Raw genomic sequence first — 20,745 nt, 5'->3', positions numbered from 1 at the left:
GGTCCGACCGGCCCCGGCCGGGGGCGTGCAAACAGACCCTAGCCCAGGAGGTCACCGGCGTCGCCGACCAACCGCCGCGCGAACGGCCGCAACGCGGCGATGTTGTCGCGCATGAGCCCCTGCGCCCCCTCGACGTCGCGGGCGGCCAGGCGTTCGACGAGTTCGCGGTGCCGCCGCCACGCCTCGGTCGGGCCGGGCGCGGCACGCAGATACGGCCCCAGGTACATCCACGCCTGCACCCGCAGCAGCCGGAGCATGCCGGACAACCGCTGGTTGCCCGACAACCGGCCGAGCTCGCCGAAGAACTGACGGTCGATCAGCGCGGTCTCGGTGGTGTCGCCGTACCAGCGCACGCCGTCCAACCGGTCGGCGAGCCGGCCCAGCTCGGGACCGCACTCCTCCGGCATCGTGCGCGCGATGCGGCCGACCAGCGGGACACCGATGAGCTTCCGGGCTTCGAGGATCTCGGTGAAGTCCGCCCAGGTGTAGCTGGCGACCTGGAAGCCGCGGTGGTGGCCGCCGGTGAACAGGCCGTGCGCGGCGAGCTCGATCAGCGCCTCGCGCACGGGGGTCGCGGAGACGCCGAAGCGCCGCGCGGCGTCGTTCACGGTCAACGAGGCCCCGGCGGCCAGGCGCCCGGTCACCAGGTCGTCGCTCAGCGCCTCGGCGATCTCCTCGCGCAGGCTGATGCGGCGTACCGCGCCCACGAACGAGATGCCGGTGAACACGTTGGACTCGGCCGGCTGCACGTCGGTCTCTTCTCACCCGGCCGCCGGAACGTGCGTTCCGACGGGCATCCCCCATCCGATCCGCTCGATCATATGAAGGGATGTCCGGTTTGGGTAGCAATGTTGTCGAAGAAACGCGCGAAAACGCGAAAACACGTGCGGGCCACGCCCGTTCCGGAGAACGGCGTGGCCCGCACGTGTGCGTCGGCCGACGGGCGGCGCGGTCAGGTCCCCCGGTATGCCGGTACTCGGAGACCCGCGCCCGCGCGCCGCGACATCAGACGCAGAACGCGTCCGCGACGGTGAGCGCCTCGTCGAGGATGGCCAGGCCTTCCTTGGCCTCCGCCTCGGTGGTGGTGCACGGCGGCACGACGTGCGTGCGGTTCATGTTGACGAACGGCCACAGGCCACGCGCCTTGCAGGCCGCCGCGAAGTCGTTCATCGGCTTGGCGTCGGCACCGGCCGCGTTGTACGCGGTCAGCGGCTCGCGCGTCCCCTTGTTCTTGACCAGCTCGACGGCCCAGAAGACGCCGAGGCCGCGGACCTCGCCGACCGACGGGTGGCGCTCGGCCATCGCGCGCAGCTCGGGGCCGATGACCGACTCGCCGAGCCACTTGGCGTTCTCGACGATCTTCTCGTCGCGCATCGCGTTGATGGTCGCGACGGCGGCGGCACACGCCAGGGGGTGACCGGAATAGGTCAGCCCGCCCGGGAAGGGGCGCTCGCGGAAGGTCTCGAAGATCGCGTCGGAGATGACCACGCCGCCGAGCGGGACGTAGCCGGAGTTGACGCCCTTCGCGAAGGTGATCAGGTCCGGGGTGACGCCCCAGTTGTCCACCGCGAACCACGCCCCGGTGCGGCCGAAGCCGGCCATGACCTCGTCGGCGATGAAGATGATGCCGTACTTGTCGCACAGCGCCCGCACGCCCGCGAGGTACCCGGGCGGCGGCACCAGGATGCCGGCGGTGCCGACGACGGTCTCCAGCACGATCGCGGCGACGGTGGCCGGGCCCTCGAACACGATGGTGTTTTCCAGGTGTGCGAGCGCGCGCTCGCACTCCTCGGCCTCGGTGGTCGCGTGGAACGGCGAGCGGTAGGCGTACGGGCCCCAGAAGTGCACGATGCCCGACACGCCGGTCTCGTTCGGCCAGCGCCGCGGGTCGCCGGTCAGTGCGATCGCGTTGGCGGTGGCGCCGTGGTACGAGCGGTACGTCGCGAGCACCTTCTGCCGGCCCGTGTGCAGGCGCGCCATCCGGATCGCGTTCTCGTTGGCCTCCGCGCCGCCGTTCGTGAAGAACACCCGGTTGAGGTCACCGGGGGCGAGTCCGGCGATCAGTCGGGCGGCCTCGCTGCGCGCGTCGTTCGCGAACGCGGGCTGGATCATGCAGAGCTTGTCGGCCTGCTCCTTGATCGCCGCGACGACCTTGGGGTGCTGGTGGCCGATGTTGGTGTTGACCAGCTGCGACGCGAAGTCGAGGTAGCGGTTGCCCTCGTAGTCCCAGAAATAGGAGCCTTCCGCGCCCGCGACCGGCAGGGGGGCGATGAGTCCCTGCGCGGACCAGGAATGAAAGACGTGTGCGCGATCTGCTTCGTACACGGCCTTCCCGGCCGCCGGGTCCACAGTGGTCATGGCGCACAGCCTAAGGAGCGGACAAGCCTCCGGAAACCGGCACTCTGGCAGTCGTTCACCCCCGGAGCCGACAAGGTGTCAGCCCCAGGGGTGAACGGCAACAGCCGGTACGGGCTACTTGTCCAGGAACGAGCGGACCGCGATGGTCTGCTCGCGGCCGGGCCCGACGCCGATCGCCGAGATCGGCGCGCCGGACATCTCCTCCAGCGCCTTGACGTACGCCTGCGCGTTCTTGGGCAGGTCGTCGAACGTCTTGGCCGCGGTCAGGTCCTCCGACCAGCCCGGCAGCATCTCGTAGACCGGCTTCGCGTGGTGGAAGTCGGTCTGCGACATGGGCATCTCGTCGTGCCGCACGCCGTCGACCTCGTAGGCGACGCAGACCGGGATCTGCTCCCAGCCGGTGAGCACGTCCAGCTTGGTGAGGAAGAAGTCGGTCAGCCCGTTCACCCGGGTCGCGTAGCGCGCGATGACCGCGTCGAACCAGCCGCAGCGCCGGTCACGACCGGTGGTGGTGCCGAACTCGTGGCCGATCGTGCGCAGCTTCTCGCCGTCCTCGTCGAGCAGCTCGGTCGGGAACGGGCCCGAACCGACACGCGTGGTGTACGCCTTGAGGATGCCGATGACCCCGCTGATCTTGGTCGGACCGATGCCCGACCCCGCGCACGCGCCGCCCGAGGTCGGGTTGGACGACGTGACGAACGGATACGTGCCGTGGTCGACGTCGAGCAGCGTGCCCTGACCGCCTTCCAGCAGCACCACCTTGTCTTCGTCGAGCGCCTTGTTGAGGATGTACGTCGTGTCGGCGACGAAGTCCTTGAGCGCGTCGGCGTACTGGAGATACTCCTCGACGACGGCCTGCACCGACAGTTCGCGCCGGTTGAACATCTTGACCAGCATCTGGTTCTTGTCGCGCAGCGCGCTCTCGACCTTCTGCTGGAGGATGCCGGGGTCGAAGAGGTCCTGGACCCGGATGCCGACGCGGTTGATCTTGTCCGCGTACGCCGGACCGATGCCACGACCCGTGGTACCGATCTTCCGGTTGCCGAGGAACCGTTCCGTCACCTTGTCGAGCGTGCGGTGGTAGGGCGTGATGAGATGCGCGTTGCCGGAGATCAGGAGCTTGGACGTGTCGACGTCGCGCTCCTGCAGCGTGCGGATCTCCTGGAGCAGCACACCGGGGTCGACGACGACTCCGTTGCCGATGACCGGGGTGCACCCCGGTGTGAGGATGCCGGAGGGCAGAAGGTGCAGCGCATACTTCTGGTCCCCGATGACAACCGTGTGGCCGGCATTGTTGCCGCCCTGGTATCGGACCACGTAGTCGACGGAACCGCCGAGCAGGTCGGTGGCCTTCCCCTTGCCCTCGTCTCCCCATTGGGCACCGACGAGCACGAGTGCGGGCATGAGGCGTACACCCCTTCCAGGCGGGGCATGTTTGTTCACGGGAGCCCCGGAAAGTCCAAGCCCCTTGACGCCTGCGCGCAAGGGGCTCTTGCGGGGAGAGGTTACCTGAGGAAGGACGACCGGTGTCGGCCGAGCGTGCGCTGCTCGTGATCACGGACCCTGCGGCACGCTCGGCGGACGGCGAGTCGGTCCGGGTCGCGCTGGACGTTTTGCGGGCTTCGGCCCCCACCAAGATCGTGGTTCCGGCCGATTCGGCGGAGCTCGAACGTGCTCTCGCACGGCGCGGCCGTCGGCGTGTCGTCGTGGTCGCGGGCGACGGCGGCGTGCACTCCGTGGTCCGGGTCCTGGACCGGCGGGGCGAGCTCGCCGAGACGCCTCTGGGCGTCGTCCCGGTGGACACCCATCCCGGCTCCGACCACGGCCTCGCGCGGGCCCTGGGACTGCCCGCGGAGCCCGCCAAGGCGGCCCGGGTGGCCCTCGGCGAGTACGACCGGGCGCTGGACCTGCTGCTGGACGACCTGGGCGGCGTGGCGCTGCGCTCGGTGCGCATCGGCAACGGTGTACGCGCGCTCCGGACCGGGGCCGCCGCGGGCCTCGCACCGCGCAAACCGTGGCGCTCGTTCTGGGACCGCGCGGCGCACACCGTGTCCTCCGCGGTCGGCCCGGCCGGCCACCGGCTGCGCGTCGAGGCCGACGGCCGGGTGGTCGCCGACGTCGACCGGCCGGTCTTCTCGGTGCACGTCGGATGTGATGATTGCGACAACGGCCCGGCGCGTGTCGGGGCCGCCCCCGAACTCCCGTCCGTAGCCGTGCAGGAACGGTCCGTCAACATCGACGGGCCGGAGCAGCCGTCGGCCACGCGCACCGAGCCGGCCCCCGCGACCGGCACCGCGACCGTCATGATCACCGCGTTCGCGTCGGGCGGCCGCTTCGGACTCCCGGCGCAGACGCGCGGCACCGCGCGCCCGGCGGACGACACCGCCCCGGCGCGCGGCCCGATGCTCGAACTCCGGGCGCGCGAGATCACGGTCTGCGGACCCGACTTCACCTACGAGGCCGACGCCATGGCCACCGGTCCGGTCCGGCTGCGGACCTGGACGGTACGCCCGGGCGCGTGGCGCCTGTACGTGCCGCGGCCGGACCCGGTCGTACCCGGCTGAGGGTCCGTCAGCCCTCGAACAGGTCGGCGGCGGTCTTGCTGCTGTCGCGCAGGAACAGCGTGCAGCGCACGTGCTCCTCCTCTTCGCCGATCGCCCCCGCGGCGCGCGCGAGCGCGTTCAGGGCACGCAGGAAGCCCTGGTTCGGCTCGTGCTCCCACGGCACCGGGCCGTGGCCGCGCCAGCCCGCCTTGCGCAGCGCGTCGAGCCCGCGGTGGTAGCCGGTGCGGGCGTACGCGTAGGACTCCACCACGCTGCCCGCCTCGAACGCGCGGTCGGCGAGCGCGGCCCACGCGGCCGACGACTTGGGGTACTTCGCGGCGACCTCGGACGGGTCGGTGCCGGACTCCAGGAGCGTGCGCGGCTCCGGTTCGTCGGGCAGGAGCGTCGGGTCGGGGCCTCCGAAGAGGTTCTGGTCGATGGTCATGCCCCCATCCTGCACCGCCCCGCGGGGCGCGGCCCCATCCGTCCCCGGCGCGCGGCGGACGCGCCCGCGCGGGGACCCGCCCGCCCGTCCGCGCGAGCGCTTTCGGGCCCGGCGACCGCTAGGGTCGGCGTGCGTACGACCGGTTCAGCCTCGGTTCGGCGGTTCGGCAGTCTTAGGGGATTCATGGATACGCGGCTCCGCCGCAGGCACGCTTCGGCCGTCGCGCTCGCTGCCGTACTCGTCTCGGTGCTGACGCTGACGGCGTGCGGGGGCGGCAAGGACGGCCAGGACCGCAAGGACGGCGGCGGCAACGGCAAGCGGCCGCGGCCCGGTTCGTCGGTCGGTGCGGCGCCGCACGACAGCGCGGTGCCGGTCAAGCCCGCCAGGAAGGACCCGCGCGGAGTGCCCGGCGCCCCGCAGAACGTGCCGATGCCCTGGCGCCGGTGAACGCCCCGCGGCCCGACACCCCCCGAGGGTGCCGGGCCGCGCAAACGTTCCTCCGACCTTACGCGAGACCGCCGTTCGCGGTCCGCCCAGGTGCCTACTTCAGGCGGTTGCCCGCCGAACGCAGGTCCTGGCAGGCGACGACGACGCGCTCGGCCATCGACGTCTCGGCGGACTTGCCGTACGAACGCGGGTCGTACTGCTTCTTGTTGCCCACCTCGCCGTCGATCTTGAGCACGCCGTCGTAGTTGCGGAACATGTGCTCCGCGATCGGGCGGGTGAAGGCGTACTGCGTGTCGGTGTCGACGTTCATCTTCACCACGCCGTAGTCCAGCGCCTCGCGGATCTCCTCGAGCAGCGAGCCCGAACCGCCGTGGAACACCAGGTCGAACGGGCGCTCCTGGCCGTACTTCGCGCTGACCGCGTCCTGGATGTCCTTGAGGATGGACGGACGCAGCTGCACATTGCCCGGCTTGTAGACGCCGTGCACGTTGCCGAAGGTGGCCGCGAGCATGTAGCGGCCCTTCTCGCCGAGGCCGATCGCCTCGACGGTCTTCAGCGCGTCCTCGGGCGTCGTGTAGAGCTTGTCGTTGATCTCGTTGTCGACGCCGTCCTCCTCGCCGCCGACGACGCCGATCTCCAGCTCCATGACGATGCGCGCGGCGGCGCACTTCGCGATGAGCTCCTGCGCGATGGTCAGGTTCTCGTCCAGCGGCACCGCGGAGCCGTCCCACATGTGCGACTGGAACAGCGGGTCGAGGCCCTTCTTGACCCGCTCGGCCGAGACGTCGATGAGCGGACGCATGAAGCCGTCCAGCTTGTCCTTGGGGCAGTGGTCGGTGTGCAGGGCGACGTTGACCGAGTACTTCTCGGCGACGACCTTCGCGAACTCGGCGAACGCGACCGAGCCGGTGACCATGTCCTTGACGGTCGTGCCGGACAGGAACTCCGCGCCCCCGGTCGACACCTGGATGATGCCGTCGCTCTCCGCCTCGGCGAAGCCGCGCAGCGCCGCGTTGAGGGTCTGGGAGGAGGTCACGTTGATCGCCGGGTAGGCGAAGCGACCGGCCTTCGCCCGGTCGAGCATCTCGGCGTAGACCTCGGGAGTTGCGATGGGCATGCGTATGGCTCCTCGTCAAACGAGCGTGCGGCGGATATGAGGGTTTCGACACGGATGGCCGTATCACCGCTTGGCGCCCATCCTGGCAGACCTGTTCGCGCGTGACACCCTCCTCCCCCCGGCCCCGTGCACGGAAAATCTGCCCCGAAAGGCGTACCGGGACACCGAACCGCCGGCGTGCGCCGGACCCGCGTCAGCTCTGCGCCAGCCGCTGCGCCGCCTTGCGCGCGGCGACCAGGATCGGGTCCCACACCGGAGAGAACGGCGGTGCGTAGCCCAGGTCGAGCGCGGTCACGTCCTCGACCGTCATCCGCGCGGTCAGCGCGACCGCCGCGACGTCGATGCGTTTCGCGGCTCCGTCGCGGCCGACGATCTGCACGCCCAGCAGCCTGCCGCTCACCCGTTCGGCGATCATCTTGACCGTCATGCGCTGCGCGCCCGGGTAGTAGCCGGCCCGACCGGTCGACTCGATCACGGCGGTGACGTACGAGAACCCGGCCGCGTCGGCGTCCGACTCGCGCAGCCCGGTCCGGGCGATCTCCAGCTCGCAGACCTTGCTGACCGCGGTGCCGACCACGCCGGGGAAGGTCCCGTAGTCGCCGCCGATGTTCATGCCGGCCACCCGGCCCTGCTTGTTGGCGTGGGTGCCGAGCGGGATGTGCCGGAAGCGGCCGGACACCAGGTCCAGCACCTCGACGCAGTCGCCGGCCGCCCAGACGCCCTCGTGGCGCGGGTCGCCGCCCCACACGCGCATGCGCAGGTCGGTGCGGATGCCGCCGCTGTCGCCGAGCGGCAGGCCGGCGTCGCGCGCGAGGCCGGTGGCCGGGCGTACCCCGGTCCCGAGCACCACCAGGTCCGCGGGGTAGGAGCGCTCCGCGGTCGCGACCGCCCGCACGCGCCCGTCGGGGCCGGTCTCCACGGCCCGGACGTCGGCGTGCGTGACGACGTTGATCCCCATCTCCTCCATCTGCTCGTGCACGAGCACGCCCATGTCCGGGTCGAGCGTGGACATCGGCTGCGCGCCGCGGTCCAGGACCGTGACGTCGAGCCCGCGGAGCTTCATCGCCTCGGCCATCTCGATGCCGATGTAGCCGCCGCCGATCACGACGGCGTGCGTGTACGCGGGGTCGAGCGCGTCGATGAGCGCCTGCCCGTCGTCGAGGGTCTGCACGCCGTACACACCGGGAGCGTCGATGCCGGGCACGGGCGGGCGTACCGGGGTCGCCCCGGTGGCGATCACGAGCTGGTCGAAGCCGATGCGGTCGGCGGCGCCGGTGTGGACGTCGCGGACCGCCACCTCCCGCTTGTCGAGGTCGATCCCCTCGGCCTCGCTGCCCAGCCGTACGTCGAGCCCGCGCTCCCGGTGCGCCTCGGGCGCCCGGGCGACCAGGGCGTCGGCCCCGGAGACCAGGCCGCCCACCCAATAGGGCACCCCGCACGCCGAATACGACGTGTGGCGCCCCCGCTCCAGGACGACGATCTCCAGGTCGTCGGGGCCGCGCCGCTGCCTGGCCTGCGAGGCCGCCGACGCGCCCGCCGCGTCCCCGCCGATCACCACAAGTCGTTCCACCATGTTCCCGCTCCGCTTCCGGTCCGCGATCCGACCCACCCGGTGATCTCCCGAACACCGTGCGGGTGTACCGGCTTCCACGAGAGGCCCCGAACAGGGCTACCCTGCCCAGGTGGACTCCCTCGCTGTGAACGTGCTCGACGCCACGTCACTCATCTCGACGTTCGGTCTCATCGGCATCCTCGCGATCATCTTCGCGGAGACGGGCCTGCTCGTCGGGTTCTTCTTCCCCGGCGATTCGATGCTCTTCCTCGCCGGTGTGGCCGCCTCCAGCTCGGCCGAGAAGGTCGTCGGCACAAGCCTTCCGCTGACCTGGCTGCTGATCGGTTCGCCGCTGTGCGCCGTCGCGGGCGCCCAGCTCGGCCACTTCATCGGCGCCAAGGCCGGCCCGAAGATGTTCGCCAAGCCGAACTCCAAGCTGTTCAAGAAGGAGTACGTCGACAAGGCGGAGCACTACTTCGAGAAGTTCGGCCCCGCCAAGGCGGTGGTCCTCGCGCGCTTCATCCCGATCGTCCGCACGTTCCTCAACCCGGTCGCGGGCGTCCTGGAGATGCCGGCCCGGAAGTTCTTCGTCTGGAACGTCGTCGGCGGCGTCGTGTGGACCGTCGGCATCATCCTGGCGGGCTACTGGCTGGGCGACGCGATCGGCGACAGCATCGACAAGTACCTGCTGCCGGGCATCGCGGTGATCGTGCTCGTGTCGCTGCTGCCGATCTTCATCGAGGTCTACCGGGAGCGGAAGGCCAAGAAGCGCGCCGGCGCCGAGATCACCGAAGCGGCCGAGGAGCCGGTCGGCAACTGACCCGCGCCGCGTCGGCACGACACGGGATCCACCACATCCCACGGCGGCCCCACGACATCCACGACGCAGGACGCACAGACGTGAAGGTGCCCCCGGCCGAAGCGGCCGGGGGCACCTTCACGTTCGTGTCACGTACGCCCGATCAGGCGGCCGCGGCACCATCGCCCTTGCGACGGCGCATCACGACGAGCAGACCGGCGCCGCCGACCAGCGCGACACCGCCGACGATCGCGATGGTGGTCGCCGACGAGTCGTCACCACCGGTCTCCGCGAGCTCCGCACCCGGCTTGGTGGGCTTCGGCTTCGGCTTCGGCTTGGTGCCGTTGTCGGCGGGCTTGGGAGCGTCGTCCGTCTTCACGATGTGGAAGACGTAGAAGTCGCTCTGCGATTCGACGGAAGCGAACTCCTCGTCGTTGACCCAGGCGACGCTGCCGAGCACGCCCACACCGACGCCGAGCGGGGCGGAAGCGGTGAGCGACACGCGGACCTTGACGTCGAGTGTGGCGTTCTTGCCGACGGTGTACGGCGACTCGTACATGTAGTAGCCCTCGTCGTCGACGTTCCAGCCGCCGCCGATGACGCCGAAGACGGCGTTGCCCTCGCTGTCGACGTTCGCCAGCTTGGCGGTCTGCCACTTGCCGTCGCGCAGGTACTCGAGCTTGACGTGCTCGGCGCGCAGCGTGCCGCCGACGGTCTGGAGGTAGATCTCCGGCGAGACGTCGATCGCTTTGCCGGTGTTGTTCTTGACGATCGCGCTGAACTCCTTGGCCGCAGCGCCCGGGACGAGCTTGGCCGGGAAGTTCCCGAAGGTGACGGAGGTGCGCTGGTCGCCCTTCTGGTCGTTCGGGATCACCGTTCCCGCGGGCGGGAGTTCCGGAGCGGCGGCCTGCGTGGGCGTCGCACTCGGGGTCTTGGCCGCCGGGGTCTCGGCGCCCGGCGCGGCGGCACTCGGGCTGCCGGTCGCGGTCGCGGTGGCGGTCGCGGTCGGCGTGGTCGTCGCCGTCGCGTCCTTGGTCGCGGTGGCCGTCGCGGTGGGCGTCGGCGTGGTGGTCTCGTCGGCGAAGGCGGCCGGGGCGGCGAACAGGGCCGCCGAGGACGCGAGGGCCGTGACCGCGGTCACGGCAAGGCTGCGGCGCAGCTGCATGGAAAACCTCGGGGATTTCGGGGACAACGAAAAATCCGGGCGAAGGCGGGGCGAAATGCCCCAGGCCCGGTGCGCAGGATCGAGAATTCCGCCGAACGCGCGTGAATGGTTCAGACGCGCGATAAACGACGCGGTGCCGTCACAACAGGAGCACCGGAGCACGTCCGCACCGCGTCCGGTCGCCCGTCGCCGGCAGGGCGAGGCGGGCCGTTGGAGCCGATTGCGGACATGCTGGAATCCCCCGTGCAAATACCGGCGCCAACGCCCTGTCTGGCGGCGGGCCGGACCATGACCTTATCGAATGGCCGTGAATTGGCAACGGGGTTGAAAAGAAACTCTCGTGAATCAGCCCAGTTCGAGATCGCTGAGTGAGTAGGCCGTCACATAGGGAAGTCCCGCGGCCTCGATTGCGGGGGCGGCGCCGCGTTCCACGATGACGGCGACGGCGACGACCTCGGCGCCCGCCTCGCGGAGCGCCTCGACGGCGGTGAGCACCGAGCCGCCGGTGGTGGAGGTGTCCTCGACGGCGAGCACGCGGCGGCCCGCGACGTCGGGGCCTTCGATGCGGCGCTGCAGGCCGTGCGCCTTGCCGGTCTTGCGGACAACGAAGGCGTCGAGCTTGCGGCCGCGCGCGGCGGCGGCGTGCAGCATCGCGGCGGCGACCGGGTCGGCGCCGAGTGTCAGCCCGCCGACCGCCTCGTAGTCGAGGTCCGCGGTCGCGTCCAACATGACCCGGCCGACCAGCGGCGCGGCCTCCGCGTCCAGCGTCACCCGGCGCAGGTCGACGTAGTAGTCGGCCTCCTTGCCGGAGGACAGGGTGACGCGGCCGTGCACCACGGCCTTGTCCTTGATCTGGGCGAGAAGGGCATCACGGTCGGCGCTCATGCCGGAAGCCTAGTGGGCGGTCGGTGCGCCCCCGGTCAGCCGGTCAGTCCTCGTCGCGTCCGGCCGCCTTGCGGCGCCGGCGGGCCCGGACGGCGCGGCGGGCCAGGAACGCGCCGACGAGCAGCGCGGCCGGCGGGACGAGCCTGCGTACCAGCGGCTTGCCGCGTGAGCCTTCGGGGTCGGGAGCCGGTACGACGACCGTGCGCGGGCGGGACTCGACGACGGTCGGCGCGGCGCCGACGACCGCGACAGCGCGCGCCGGGGCGACGTCCGGCAGCTCCTGGTCGCGCGCCGGAGCCAGTTCCTCGGTCAGCGCGGCGGCGAAGCGGTCGGCCAACCGGCGCCAGGCGGCAGTCAGTTGCTCGGGCGGCAGCTCCGCGGTGCGGCCCTGTGCGCTGAGTGTCCCGTCGAACACCAGCCGCGTGGACGGCCCTTCGTCGTCGAGCCGGATCGTGAGCACGGCCTTGACCGGCGCCTCGCCGCGGGCCTCCACGCCTTCGGCCGTGGCGACGAGGGCGAGCGGCTGCTCGGCCTCGGCCACCGCGACCACCCCGCGGTACGTCACCGTCGTGCCGCCCGCGCGCAGCCGCAGCCTGCCGGACAGGTAGCAGCCTTCGCCTTCGTGACGCGGCGGGTCGTCGTTCGACAGACCGGGCACGCACTCCGCGAGCCGTGCCGCGTCGTGGAAGACGCCCCAGACGAGCCGGACCGGGATCGGCACCACGACCTCGTACGCCATGGGTTCGTCGTCCTCCTCCGCCTGCGGGTGTCGCGGAGACAGCGGGTGCTGCCGCCACGTGCACAACTGTGCGACACCCCGACACCGAGAGGAAGCCTACGCACCGGTACTACATGTGTACGAGCACTTCGGTCCGTCGCCTTCGCGCGTCGTCGTCGGCGGATCCGGTCCGAACCCCGCGGCGCAGCCGATCACGGCCAGCGCGGAGAAGACCAGGACGCACATCCGGGTCCGGGCGCGCCGGTCGAGGTCGGCACGGAACAGCCACAGCACCACGAAGGTCCCGACGAGCGCGTTGACGGCCCCGACCAGGGCGACCGTGCCCACCTGGCCCAGGGCGGGCAGCAGGAGGAAGGGGAACAGCAGGCCGCCGCCGAGAGCGCCGACGTAGTCGGCGGCGAAGAGGTCGGCGACCGCGTGCCCGGCTTCCTGCCGCCGGATGCGCTGCACGAGCGTCATGAGCAGCGGGATCTCGGCGCCGACGAGGATGCCGGTGGCGACGCAGACGGTCAGCATCGTCACGCGGTAGAGCCCGAACACGTGCGCGCCGGTGTAGACGACGGTCACGGACGTGCCGCCGACCACCGCGAGCGCGCTCTCGACGACCGCGAACGCCTCGGCCGGGCGGTGGCCGAAGGGCTTGGCGGCGAGCGCGCCGAGGCCCATCGAGAAGACCATCACCGACAGGACGACGGACGTCTCGGCCACCGGATCCGGACCGAGTTGGCCGCCGAGCGCGACGAGGGCCAGTTCGTACACCAGCCCGCAGGCCGAGCAGACGAGTACGGCCGCGAGCACCAGCCGGCGGGCCGCCCCCGGGGGCAGCGGCAGGGATTCCGCGGCCCCGCCCGGCTCCGGCCGACCCTCGCCCTTGCGGTGGCGGCCCCGGGGGCGTCCGGCGACCTGGTACGGACCGGCTCCGTCGCTCTGAAACGGCGTCAGGTCCGACGAACTCACGTCGCCCGGCTGCGCGTGCTGACGATCCGCCGCTCCTGCGGGTACGTGTGCCAGGTCGACCAGCCGAGTGCCGACCCGAGGCGCTCGGCGACTATTGCGGTCACCGCATAGGGCGCCCCCGGGTACGCGCCGATGATGCCTGCCGGGTGCGCCTCGACCTCGGCGAGCAGCGTGCGCACGCGAGCCTCGAAGTCGTCGTCGGCGAGCGTCTCGGCGAGCGAGGTGAACTCGTAGTCCCAGCCGTCGACCCGCTGCGCGGCCCGGGCCGGGAGCGGGGTGCGCTGCCCGCCGAGGCAGGCGACGGTCTCGGAGCAGACGCCGTGCGGGGAGCGTACGAGCACCTGATGGGACGCGCCCAGAAGGCGCAGTTCCAGGCGCACCCCGCCGAGGTCGAGTGAGCGCAGCGCGAGCGGCCGCAACGGCCCGAGGCCCAGGTACCAGCCCAGGGCGTCGGCGCGGGTGTCGGAGTAGGTCGTCCTCAGTTCGGCATGCATCGCTTAGTAGACGTCAGGGCGGGGGCCCATTGGGGCGGACGGGGCGGGGTTCGCTTCACGGTAGGGGCTGGCCGCCTCGCCGTCGTCACCCGTGACGGTGAAAGATGGTCACTCATGTGGGTGAAAGCTGGACGGTTGGCATCGGGCTGGTCGAGGATCGCCGGAGATCCCGGCAGGGCCGGAACCGGCGCAGTCAACGCCGACCAGACCCGATCAGAAGAGGAAGTGGTGCCACCGTGGGCCGACCGCTGCTGAACCGCCGTCTGGACGGCCTCGGCACGACGATCTTCGCCGAGATGTCGGCGCTCGCCGCGACGACCGGGGCGATCAACCTCGGGCAGGGCTTCCCGGACACCGACGGCCCGGAGGAGATCCGCGAGGCCGTCGTCGCGGCGCTGCGCGACGGGCACAACCAGTACCCGCCCGGCCCGGGCATCCCCGACCTGCGGCACGCGATCGCGGAGCACCGGCAGCGGTTCTACGGGCACCTGGACGGCCGGGCGTACGACCCGGACACCGAGGTCCTGGTCACCACCGGCGCCACCGAGGCCATCGCGGCGGCGCTGCTCGCACTGGTCGAGCCCGGTGACGAGGTGGTGGCGCTGGAGCCCTACTACGACTCCTACGCCGCGTGCATCGCGATGGCGGGGGGCGTGCGCGTGGGCGTACCGCTGCGTCCGCCGACGTTCGACCTCGACATCGACGCGCTGCGCGCCGCGATCACCCCGCGCACGCGCCTGCTGATGCTCAACACGCCGCACAACCCGACCGGCAAGGTCCTGACCCGTGAGGAGCTGACCGCGGTCGCGCAACTCGCGGTCGAGCACGACCTGTTGGTAATCACCGACGAGGTGTACGAGCACCTGGTGTTCGACGGCGAGCACATCCCGCTGGCCACCCTGCCGGGGATGCGCGAGCGCACCGTCACGATCAGTTCGGCGGGCAAGACCTTCTCGTTCACCGGCTGGAAGATCGGCTGGGTCTGCGCGACACCCGAACTGGTCGCGGCGGTGCGGACCACGAAGCAGTTCCTGACGTACGTCTCGGGCGGGCCGTTCCAACCCGCGGTCGCCCGGGCGCTGCGCCTCCCGGACTCCTACTACGAGGGGTTCGCCGCCGACATGCGGGCCAAGCGCGACGTGCTGGTCTCCGGCCTGGAGGCCGCGGGCCTGACCGTGTACCGGCCGCAGGGCACGTACTTCGTCACGACCGACATCACGCCGCTGGGCTTCGACGACGGCCTCGACTTCTGCCGCAAACTGCCCGAGCTGTGCGGCGTGGTCGCGGTCCCGGAGAAGGTGTTCTTCGACGACACACCCGAGTCGCAGAAGATCGGGCGCCCGTTGGTGCGGTTCGCCTTCTGCAAGCGCGAGGTGGTCCTGCGCGAGGCCGCCGAGCGGCTGGCGACGCTGCACTGAGCGGCCGGTCTCCCCCGACGGCGCCCGGGGCGGTTCGGCCGAGGAACAGCGCGCGGGACGGCGAAGGACTACGCGGGAGAGCGGTGGAGACAGCGGAGAGGGCGGACCCGACCAAGTCGGGTGCCGCCCTCTCGCACACGCCGCGCGGCCGCCGGACCGGCCGGCCGCCGCCGGGACGCGCTCAGCTCTCCGGCGTCTCGGCCGGCGGAAGCTGCTCCGCGAGCCAGTTCGAGAACGAGATGCAGGTGCTGACCCAGGCGCGCGTCGTGAAGACGAACAGCTCGCGGTTGATACCCGGTTCGAGGTCGAGCTGGGTCTCCGCGATGATGCGCAGCCGGCCGTCGTCGTGGACGTGCGTGTACGCCTTCGGCCAGAAGTACTGGCGGTGCCAGTCGTCGAGGACCTCGAGGATGCGCGGCTTGTCCGTGACATCGAACTCGCGGTCGAGGAACATCCGGACCGTGTAGATCTCGGAGCTCTCGCCCTTGAGCATGAAGTAGATGCGGAAGCCCTCCCAGGGAGCGCCGATGTCCCCTTCGTCGTCGACGAAGTGGTTGATCTCGAGCTCGGTGAGGACCTGCTTGATCAGCTCCTGCGTCGGCCGGATGACCGGGGTCGCGGGAACGAAGTTCGGCCTCGGGATCGAGGACGGGTCAATGCTCATTACATTCCTCTCCAGACGTCTCCCCGCCATCCTCTCCCATCTCGGCGCCGCCCGGTGACTCCGGTCACAGGACGTCACCGGGCGTTTCCCGGAGTGAGGCGCGCGTGCCGTCACTCGTACTCGGTTCCGCCCTTCCGGGTCAGGTAGCCCTCGGACACGAGCTTGCCGATCGCGCGGGTGCCGGTGACGTCGCTGCGCCGCTCGCGCGCGGGGCGTACGACCAGGCCCTCGCGCAGGTGCGCGGCCGTCCCGGAGACCGTCTCGCGGCCCTCGGCGAGGGCGACGAGGGCGGCCTCGTCGTACGGCCCGGCGTACAGGCGCGGTACGACGGGCAGCCGCACCGACAGGCCGCCCAGCACGTCGGGCAGGTCCTCCGCGTCGACCCAGCGCAGCGCGCCGGACGCGTCGGAGAACGACACGTCGAAGACCGCGTATCCGGGCAGTTCGGCGCCGCCTTTGGCGCCGTACGGGAGGTCCTGCACGCCTTGCCCGTACACCTCGCCGAAGATCCCGACGCGCTCCGCGCCGAAGATCGCGGCGAGCTTGGCGGCGGCCTCGGGCACCCGGTGCCCGAGCACGGCCCGCCAGTAGAGGTTCCGCTCGGAGCGGACCAGCGACAGGCTCTTGGCGCCGAACCCCTTGGAGGACACGAAGTCCCCGTCGGGCGTGCGGGTGTAGAGGCAGGCGGTGCCGTGGATCTTCTCGGTCGCGACCACCTGCTCGCCGGGGGCGAACAGGGCGGGGTAGCGCTTGATGTTCTCGATGTCCAGCCACGGCAGGAGGTCGGGCGCGGCCACCACGTCGCCGCTCATGTGCACGGGGATCGGCGGCACCCACTTCACGATCCCGAGGTCGTCGGCGAAGTCGCGGCCGTCGGCGTGTGCCGCGGCGAGGTCCGTCGCGGCCAGCGCCAGGGGGCGGCACACGATGCCCTGGGACAGCTCGCCGCGCAGCCGGATGGCCTTCACACGGTTCTTGTCGGCTCCCGCGAGCCGTCCGGTCAGGCCGAGTTCGTCGATCAGCCCGGCGGGCAGCACGGCCTGCTCGGGTATGTAGACGGCCCAATCGCCGTCCTGGTAGACGCCCTTGGCCACGACGGCGCGGTACAGCCCGACCTGCGCGAGTTCGAGCGCATCCGCATTGGGGTGGGTGTGTATGGTCAACCGCTCGGCGGTTACCCGCAGTGTGGACATATCCGCAGCGTGACACCCGTCCGGACCCCCAGCCAACGGTTTTCCGGTCGGCGGGTGATGATGGCCGCATGCCCAACTTCATCGAGAAGCCGACCGTCGTCGAGGCGGCCGGCAACATTCCGAAGATCATCCGCGAGTACGTGGGCCGGGTCAACACCGGCGAGAGCGCGCTGAGCATCGCCCACATGAGCTCGCCGGGCGGCTGGGAGGAGCCCGGCCAGACCCCGGAGTTCGACGAGTACACCGTGGTGCTCCGCGGTGTCCTGACCGTGGAGTACCAGGGCGGTTCGCAGGAGGTCGCGGCGGGCCAGGGCATCCACACCAAGGCGGGCGAGTGGGTCCGCTACAGCACGCGCGGCGCGGACGGCGCCGACTACGTCGCGGTGTGCCTGCCCGGCTTCGCGCCGGAGACCGTGCACCGCGACGGAGAGTAGGCGGAGGGCGGCCCGAGGCCGCGGCGCGACGCGCGTTTCACGTAGGAGCGGTCGGCCCCGGCGGGGGCCGACCGCTCCGGTGTGACGCACAGTCGCGCCACCTGCCGCTGTACGACTACACCAGGTCCAGCCAGCGGGCGTCGGTCACGACCGCCTCCAACTGCGGGAGGCTCAGCGCGGGCGCGCTGCGCGTGGGAGACGCCGCCTCGGACACCGAGTTGATCGCGGACACGACGACCCGTCGGCCGTCCGGACGCAGCAGGTCCGCGGTCCACGCCTGCGCGGAACCGCCCTTCTCGGACGGACGCTTGATCAGCAGCAGCTCGCTGCCGTCGCCAAGGGTCCGCTGGGTGCAGGAGATCGAGCCCTCGCCGAGGCCGCCGCAGCTGAACAACCCGGCCAGGGCTTGCGTCATGTTCCTCTGCACGTTGATGCCGACGGCCGACTTCCCCTTGCCGTCGTCCACGACCATGCTCGCGTGGCCGATCTGGCCGAACTCGTTCGTGACCGCCGCGCCCTGCGGCGCGAACGTCCTGAGCAGCGCCAGGATGTCGTTCCCGGAGGCGCCCGCGGGGGGCGCTGGCGGAACCGGGGTCTGGCTCGCCACCGAGGCGGCCGCCGCGGCCCACGTGCCGCTCTTCGCGGCGGCCTTGATCTGGTCGATGGTGAGGATCGGTGCGACCGGGCTCGTGGTCGCCTTCTCGCCGCCGCCCCCGTAGACCCCGACCGACACCGAGACGCCGTTGGGGTACGTCATGACGGCATACCAGTACTTCTGGCCGGTGTTCTTGCTCGGGTACGTGAAGCTCTTGGAGCTGACCAGCGTCGAACCGTCGGGCAGCGTCTCACTGGCGCACTCGGAGTGCGGTGCCACCTGGATCGGCGGGCACACACCCCCGCCGCCGTCCCGGGCGACGCTCACGCCGACGCCACTGGTGCCGTCGGCGTTTCGGTAGATCAGCCCGGCGCTTCCGCCGCCGTACGGAGCCCCCGGCTCTCGTGCGGTGCCGCGGCTGTTCTCCTCGGAGAACGAACCACCGGGCGGCAGCAGGCTCTTGAGGTTCGCGAGCATCGTCGCCCCGTCCACCGGCGGCACCTCGGCGGAGGCCGGGTCGGAGGCGAGAGCGGGAGCGGACGGCACCGGCGCCGCCAGGGACGTGGGCTCGCCGCCGTCGCCGACGGTCCCGACGACCGCGTACGTCCCACCGAGCACCGCCGCCGTCAGCACGGTCGCGGCGACGCCGATCCGGAGGTTGCGGGTACGCCGCAGGCCCCTCCCGCGGCGGTGGCCACGGCCGACCAGATCGGCGCTCGGTGCGGGAAAGTCGTCGGACGCCGCACGCAGCGCGCCGGGGAGGCCGCGCTCGAACGTGCTGTCCCCCTCGTCGGACCTGGGGTGTTCTGGCATGGTCGGTCACCGTTCTCCGGGTTCGCCGGTCAGCTGAGGTTCCGATGGGGTGGGCTGGAGGGGGTGGCGGGCGCGCGGCGGCAGCCCGGTCAGCACTCGGCGAGTTGCGGCAACTGGTCGCCGAGCAGGCGGCGGAGGCGACGCAGCGCACGCAGCGAGCGCACGCGTACGGTCCCCGGCGACATGCGGAGGACCTCCGCCGCCTCGTCGACCGACCGGTCCTCCCAATAGCGCAGGATCAGCACCGCCCGGTCGCGCTCCGGCAGTCGGGCGAGCCCGTCGAGCAGCGTGAGCCGCAGGCCGGGATCGTCCGCGGCATAACCGTGGTCCGGCAGCGCGCCGGTCGGTGTCTCGCTCGAACTGCGTTTGCGGCGATACGACAGAAACGTCCGAACGAGGATGGCGTCGGCATAGGCGGACGGCGAGTCGGCCGCGCTGACGCGGCGCCACGACACGTACACCTTGCCGAGCGTCTCCTGCACCAGGTCCTCGGCCAGGTGCCAGTCGCCGGTCAGCAGGCATGCGATGCGGAACAAGGCGCTGCTGCGTGCGGCGGCGAACTCGAGATAGTCCGCCTCCGCCGCCGCTTTCCCCGTGCTCGCCACAGACCCTCCCCTTTGGTCGTACGCATGGGAGAGTCCGCGGGCACCCGATCGCGTTACACCTCGTCGGAAACTTATTCCGAACGGCTTCCGGACGCAGTCCGGAGCGACTTTCTACCGGACATTTCGTCAGACGCCCATAGGCGGCGGCCGGACGGCGTCAGGTGGGCGGGTCCGGCAAGGCCAGGCAAGGCAAGGCCAGGCAAGGTCAGGCCAGGCAAGGTCAGGTCAGGCAAGGTCAGGTCAGGTCAGGTCAGGTCAGGTCAGAGCCGGGACGCGCTGCGGGGCGGGCGCCCCGACGTACCGCGCGGCCGGACGGATGATCTTGGAGTCGGCCGCCTGCTCGAGCGCGTGCGTGGTCCAGCCCACCACGCGGCTCGCCGCGAACGTCGGGGTGAACATGCCGCGCGGCAGCCCGCACAGCTCCATCACGACCCCCGCCCAGAACTCGACGTTGGTGTGCAGTTCGCGGCCGGGCTTGAGGTCCGCGAGCACGGCGACCACCTCGCGCTCGACCTGCGCGGCGAAGTCCACCAGCGGGCCCCCGAGTTCGTACGCGATGCCGCGCAGCATGCGGGCCCGCGGGTCCTCGGTCCGGTACACCGGGTGGCCGAAGCCCATGATGCGCTCGCCGGCCAGGACCCGGTCGGTGATCCACGCCCGTGCCCGGTCGGGCGTGCCGATGGCGTCCAGCGTGTCGAGCGCGCGGCTGGGGGCGCCGCCGTGCAGCGGCCCGGTCAGCGCGCCGAGCGCTCCCGCGACACACGACGCCAGGTCGGCGCCGGTGGACGCGATGACGCGGCCGGTGAAGGTCGAGGCGTTGAAGCCGTGGTCGATCGTCGACACCAGGTACGCCTCGACGGCCTTGGCCCGGGCGGCGTCCGGCTCGGTGCCGGTCACCAGGTAGAGGTAGTTGGCGGCATAGCCGAGGTCGTCGCGCGGTTCGAGCGGCCGCTCGCCCCGCTGGAGCCGGTGGAGCGCGGCGATCAGCGTCGGCACGAGGGCGGCCAGCGCGAGTGCCTCGTCCTGGCGGCGGCGCGGTGTCGCGTCGTACAGCGGGCGCATGCCGTAGGCGGCGCCGACCAGCGGCAGCAGCGCCTTCACCCCGGCGAGGGGACCGTCGTCGCGCGTCGCGTCGGCGACCGGCGCCAGCAGCGGCAGCACGCCGTCCGGTACGCGGCGCAGCGGCGCGGCCTCCCGGGCGAACCGGGCCCGCTCGACGGCGTCCGGCAGCGTGCCGCGCAGCATCAGATGCCACACGTCCTCGAACGCGCGGTGCTCGGCCAGGTCGACGGCGGAGTACTCGCGGTAGTGGTAGAAGCCCTCGCGGCCGCGTACGTCGCCGATCGAGGTGTCGGTGACGACGACCCCGGCGAGTCCGCGCGGCACCTCGACGATCGTGTCGCGGCGCGGTCCGGAGGGCGATGCGGCGGCCGGTCCTGCGGTGGCAGTCATGGCGACCCCTTGGGTTCCGGTGGCGGATCCCGCCCTGCGGGCCGGGTCGGCGCGGCGGGCGGGTCCTGGG

At 71.7% G+C, this 20,745-nt stretch carries 21 protein-coding genes; 5 read left to right on the top strand and 16 right to left on the bottom strand.

Annotation, left to right across the window (positions count from 1 at the left end; translation table 11 throughout):
* Nucleotides 1-38: 38 nt before the first annotated feature.
* From AB0C36_RS09945 to AB0C36_RS09935, 3 genes are all read right to left on the bottom strand, one after another.
* Nucleotides 39-749 carry a GntR family transcriptional regulator gene (locus tag AB0C36_RS09945; RefSeq protein WP_358351931.1) on the bottom strand — a complete coding sequence of 237 codons (711 nt, stop codon included), beginning with the start codon at nt 747-749 and terminating at the stop codon, nt 39-41.
* A gap of 256 nt (nt 750-1,005) precedes the next feature.
* On the bottom strand, nt 1,006-2,358 hold the full coding sequence (locus AB0C36_RS09940; RefSeq protein WP_358351928.1) for an aspartate aminotransferase family protein: 1,353 nt from the start codon (nt 2,356-2,358) through the stop codon (nt 1,006-1,008).
* A gap of 114 nt (nt 2,359-2,472) precedes the next feature.
* Entirely contained in the window at nt 2,473-3,762 is a 1,290-nt protein-coding gene (locus AB0C36_RS09935; protein ID WP_358351925.1) for an adenylosuccinate synthase, read from the bottom strand.
* 122 nt (nt 3,763-3,884) lie between these two features.
* Between AB0C36_RS09935 and AB0C36_RS09930 the strand changes: the two genes are divergently transcribed.
* On the top strand, nt 3,885-4,922 hold the full coding sequence (locus tag AB0C36_RS09930) for a diacylglycerol kinase family protein (protein ID WP_358351922.1): 1,038 nt from the start codon (nt 3,885-3,887) through the stop codon (nt 4,920-4,922).
* A 7-nt stretch (nt 4,923-4,929) separates the two neighbouring features.
* Here the strand turns inward: AB0C36_RS09930 and AB0C36_RS09925 are convergent, their stop codons facing one another.
* Nucleotides 4,930-5,346 (bottom strand): DUF3151 domain-containing protein, encoded by a 417-nt coding sequence (locus AB0C36_RS09925; protein WP_358351920.1) that lies wholly within the window; start codon nt 5,344-5,346, stop codon nt 4,930-4,932.
* 183 nt (nt 5,347-5,529) lie between these two features.
* On the opposite strand from AB0C36_RS09925, the gene AB0C36_RS09920 reads away from it, so the two are divergent.
* Nucleotides 5,530-5,793 (top strand): hypothetical protein, encoded by a 264-nt coding sequence (locus tag AB0C36_RS09920; protein WP_358351917.1) that lies wholly within the window; start codon nt 5,530-5,532, stop codon nt 5,791-5,793.
* Between the two features lie 94 nt (nt 5,794-5,887).
* Here the strand turns inward: AB0C36_RS09920 and fbaA are convergent, their stop codons facing one another.
* Both fbaA and AB0C36_RS09910 read right to left on the bottom strand, forming a co-directional pair.
* A complete protein-coding gene (gene fbaA, locus AB0C36_RS09915; protein ID WP_358351914.1) occupies nt 5,888-6,910 on the bottom strand; it encodes a class II fructose-bisphosphate aldolase in 1,023 nt (340 codons plus the stop codon).
* A 193-nt stretch (nt 6,911-7,103) separates the two neighbouring features.
* A complete protein-coding gene (locus AB0C36_RS09910) occupies nt 7,104-8,483 on the bottom strand; it encodes an FAD-dependent oxidoreductase (protein ID WP_358351911.1) in 1,380 nt (459 codons plus the stop codon).
* 109 nt (nt 8,484-8,592) lie between these two features.
* On the opposite strand from AB0C36_RS09910, the gene AB0C36_RS09905 reads away from it, so the two are divergent.
* Nucleotides 8,593-9,282 carry a DedA family protein gene (locus AB0C36_RS09905; RefSeq protein ID WP_358351908.1) on the top strand — a complete coding sequence of 230 codons (690 nt, stop codon included), beginning with the start codon at nt 8,593-8,595 and terminating at the stop codon, nt 9,280-9,282.
* A gap of 142 nt (nt 9,283-9,424) precedes the next feature.
* Here AB0C36_RS09905 and AB0C36_RS09900 read toward each other — a convergent pair whose 3' ends face one another.
* The 5 genes from AB0C36_RS09900 to AB0C36_RS09880 all read right to left on the bottom strand — a co-directional run bounded on the left by AB0C36_RS09900 (nt 9,425) and on the right by AB0C36_RS09880 (nt 13,501).
* Nucleotides 9,425-10,426 (bottom strand): LPXTG cell wall anchor domain-containing protein, encoded by a 1,002-nt coding sequence (locus AB0C36_RS09900; RefSeq protein WP_358351906.1) that lies wholly within the window; start codon nt 10,424-10,426, stop codon nt 9,425-9,427.
* Between the two features lie 345 nt (nt 10,427-10,771).
* The gene (pyrE, locus tag AB0C36_RS09895; protein WP_358351903.1) at nt 10,772-11,311 is read right to left on the bottom strand and encodes an orotate phosphoribosyltransferase; all 540 of its coding nucleotides are present in this window, start codon (nt 11,309-11,311) and stop codon (nt 10,772-10,774) included.
* A 43-nt stretch (nt 11,312-11,354) separates the two neighbouring features.
* Nucleotides 11,355-12,050 carry an SRPBCC family protein gene (locus AB0C36_RS09890; protein ID WP_358351901.1) on the bottom strand — a complete coding sequence of 232 codons (696 nt, stop codon included), beginning with the start codon at nt 12,048-12,050 and terminating at the stop codon, nt 11,355-11,357.
* 96 nt (nt 12,051-12,146) lie between these two features.
* Nucleotides 12,147-13,007, bottom strand: a complete 861-nt coding sequence (locus AB0C36_RS09885) for a hypothetical protein (RefSeq protein ID WP_358351899.1) — start codon at nt 13,005-13,007, stop codon at nt 12,147-12,149.
* Nucleotides 13,004-13,501, bottom strand: a complete 498-nt coding sequence (locus AB0C36_RS09880) for a DUF2617 family protein (RefSeq protein ID WP_358351897.1) — start codon at nt 13,499-13,501, stop codon at nt 13,004-13,006. The genes AB0C36_RS09885 and AB0C36_RS09880 overlap by 4 nt, the downstream gene beginning before the upstream one ends.
* Nucleotides 13,502-13,737: 236 nt before the next feature.
* On the opposite strand from AB0C36_RS09880, the gene AB0C36_RS09875 reads away from it, so the two are divergent.
* The gene (locus AB0C36_RS09875; protein ID WP_358351894.1) at nt 13,738-14,919 is read left to right on the top strand and encodes a pyridoxal phosphate-dependent aminotransferase; all 1,182 of its coding nucleotides are present in this window, start codon (nt 13,738-13,740) and stop codon (nt 14,917-14,919) included.
* Between the two features lie 181 nt (nt 14,920-15,100).
* Here AB0C36_RS09875 and AB0C36_RS09870 read toward each other — a convergent pair whose 3' ends face one another.
* Entirely contained in the window at nt 15,101-15,583 is a 483-nt protein-coding gene (locus AB0C36_RS09870; protein ID WP_358351892.1) for a type III secretion system chaperone family protein, read from the bottom strand.
* A 110-nt stretch (nt 15,584-15,693) separates the two neighbouring features.
* The gene (locus AB0C36_RS09865; protein ID WP_358351890.1) at nt 15,694-16,776 is read right to left on the bottom strand and encodes an RNA ligase (ATP); all 1,083 of its coding nucleotides are present in this window, start codon (nt 16,774-16,776) and stop codon (nt 15,694-15,696) included.
* A gap of 68 nt (nt 16,777-16,844) precedes the next feature.
* On the opposite strand from AB0C36_RS09865, the gene AB0C36_RS09860 reads away from it, so the two are divergent.
* Nucleotides 16,845-17,210, top strand: coding sequence for a cupin domain-containing protein (locus tag AB0C36_RS09860; RefSeq protein WP_358351887.1), 366 nt, complete (start codon nt 16,845-16,847; stop codon nt 17,208-17,210).
* Nucleotides 17,211-17,325: 115 nt separating this feature from the next.
* Here the strand turns inward: AB0C36_RS09860 and AB0C36_RS09855 are convergent, their stop codons facing one another.
* The 3 genes from AB0C36_RS09855 to AB0C36_RS09845 form a co-directional block, all read right to left on the bottom strand.
* Nucleotides 17,326-18,618 (bottom strand): hypothetical protein, encoded by a 1,293-nt coding sequence (locus AB0C36_RS09855; protein WP_358351885.1) that lies wholly within the window; start codon nt 18,616-18,618, stop codon nt 17,326-17,328.
* Between the two features lie 89 nt (nt 18,619-18,707).
* Nucleotides 18,708-19,223, bottom strand: a complete 516-nt coding sequence (locus AB0C36_RS09850) for a SigE family RNA polymerase sigma factor (RefSeq protein WP_358351883.1) — start codon at nt 19,221-19,223, stop codon at nt 18,708-18,710.
* A 255-nt stretch (nt 19,224-19,478) separates the two neighbouring features.
* The gene (locus AB0C36_RS09845; RefSeq protein WP_358351880.1) at nt 19,479-20,675 is read right to left on the bottom strand and encodes a citrate synthase; all 1,197 of its coding nucleotides are present in this window, start codon (nt 20,673-20,675) and stop codon (nt 19,479-19,481) included.
* Nucleotides 20,676-20,745 lie beyond the last annotated feature (70 nt).

The organism is Streptodolium elevatio (assembly GCF_040649515.1).
Classification (GTDB): domain Bacteria; phylum Actinomycetota; class Actinomycetes; order Streptomycetales; family Streptomycetaceae; genus Yinghuangia; species Yinghuangia elevatio.
Note: the sequence above shows the minus strand (reverse complement) of the source record. Positions and strands in the feature narration are given on the sequence as shown.

Bases quoted from the DNA above. Each gene is read 5' to 3' on its own strand.
- AB0C36_RS09890 (WP_358351901.1), bottom strand. From the start codon at position 12,050: ATGGCGTACGAGGTCGTGGTGCCGATCCCGGTCCGGCTCGTCTGGGGC.
- AB0C36_RS09880 (WP_358351897.1), bottom strand. From the start codon at position 13,501: ATGCATGCCGAACTGAGGACGACCTACTCCGACACCCGCGCCGACGCC.
- AB0C36_RS09855 (WP_358351885.1), bottom strand. From the start codon at position 18,618: ATGCCAGAACACCCCAGGTCCGACGAGGGGGACAGCACGTTCGAGCGC.
- AB0C36_RS09845 (WP_358351880.1), bottom strand. From the start codon at position 20,675: ATGACTGCCACCGCAGGACCGGCCGCCGCATCGCCCTCCGGACCGCGC.
- AB0C36_RS09860 (WP_358351887.1), top strand. From the start codon at position 16,845: ATGCCCAACTTCATCGAGAAGCCGACCGTCGTCGAGGCGGCCGGCAAC.
- pyrE (WP_358351903.1), bottom strand. From the start codon at position 11,311: ATGAGCGCCGACCGTGATGCCCTTCTCGCCCAGATCAAGGACAAGGCC.
- AB0C36_RS09935 (WP_358351925.1), bottom strand. From the start codon at position 3,762: ATGCCCGCACTCGTGCTCGTCGGTGCCCAATGGGGAGACGAGGGCAAG.
- fbaA (WP_358351914.1), bottom strand. From the start codon at position 6,910: ATGCCCATCGCAACTCCCGAGGTCTACGCCGAGATGCTCGACCGGGCG.
- AB0C36_RS09910 (WP_358351911.1), bottom strand. From the start codon at position 8,483: ATGGTGGAACGACTTGTGGTGATCGGCGGGGACGCGGCGGGCGCGTCG.
- AB0C36_RS09920 (WP_358351917.1), top strand. From the start codon at position 5,530: ATGGATACGCGGCTCCGCCGCAGGCACGCTTCGGCCGTCGCGCTCGCT.
- AB0C36_RS09870 (WP_358351892.1), bottom strand. From the start codon at position 15,583: ATGAGCATTGACCCGTCCTCGATCCCGAGGCCGAACTTCGTTCCCGCG.
- AB0C36_RS09925 (WP_358351920.1), bottom strand. From the start codon at position 5,346: ATGACCATCGACCAGAACCTCTTCGGAGGCCCCGACCCGACGCTCCTG.
- AB0C36_RS09940 (WP_358351928.1), bottom strand. From the start codon at position 2,358: ATGACCACTGTGGACCCGGCGGCCGGGAAGGCCGTGTACGAAGCAGAT.
- AB0C36_RS09865 (WP_358351890.1), bottom strand. From the start codon at position 16,776: ATGTCCACACTGCGGGTAACCGCCGAGCGGTTGACCATACACACCCAC.
- AB0C36_RS09900 (WP_358351906.1), bottom strand. From the start codon at position 10,426: ATGCAGCTGCGCCGCAGCCTTGCCGTGACCGCGGTCACGGCCCTCGCG.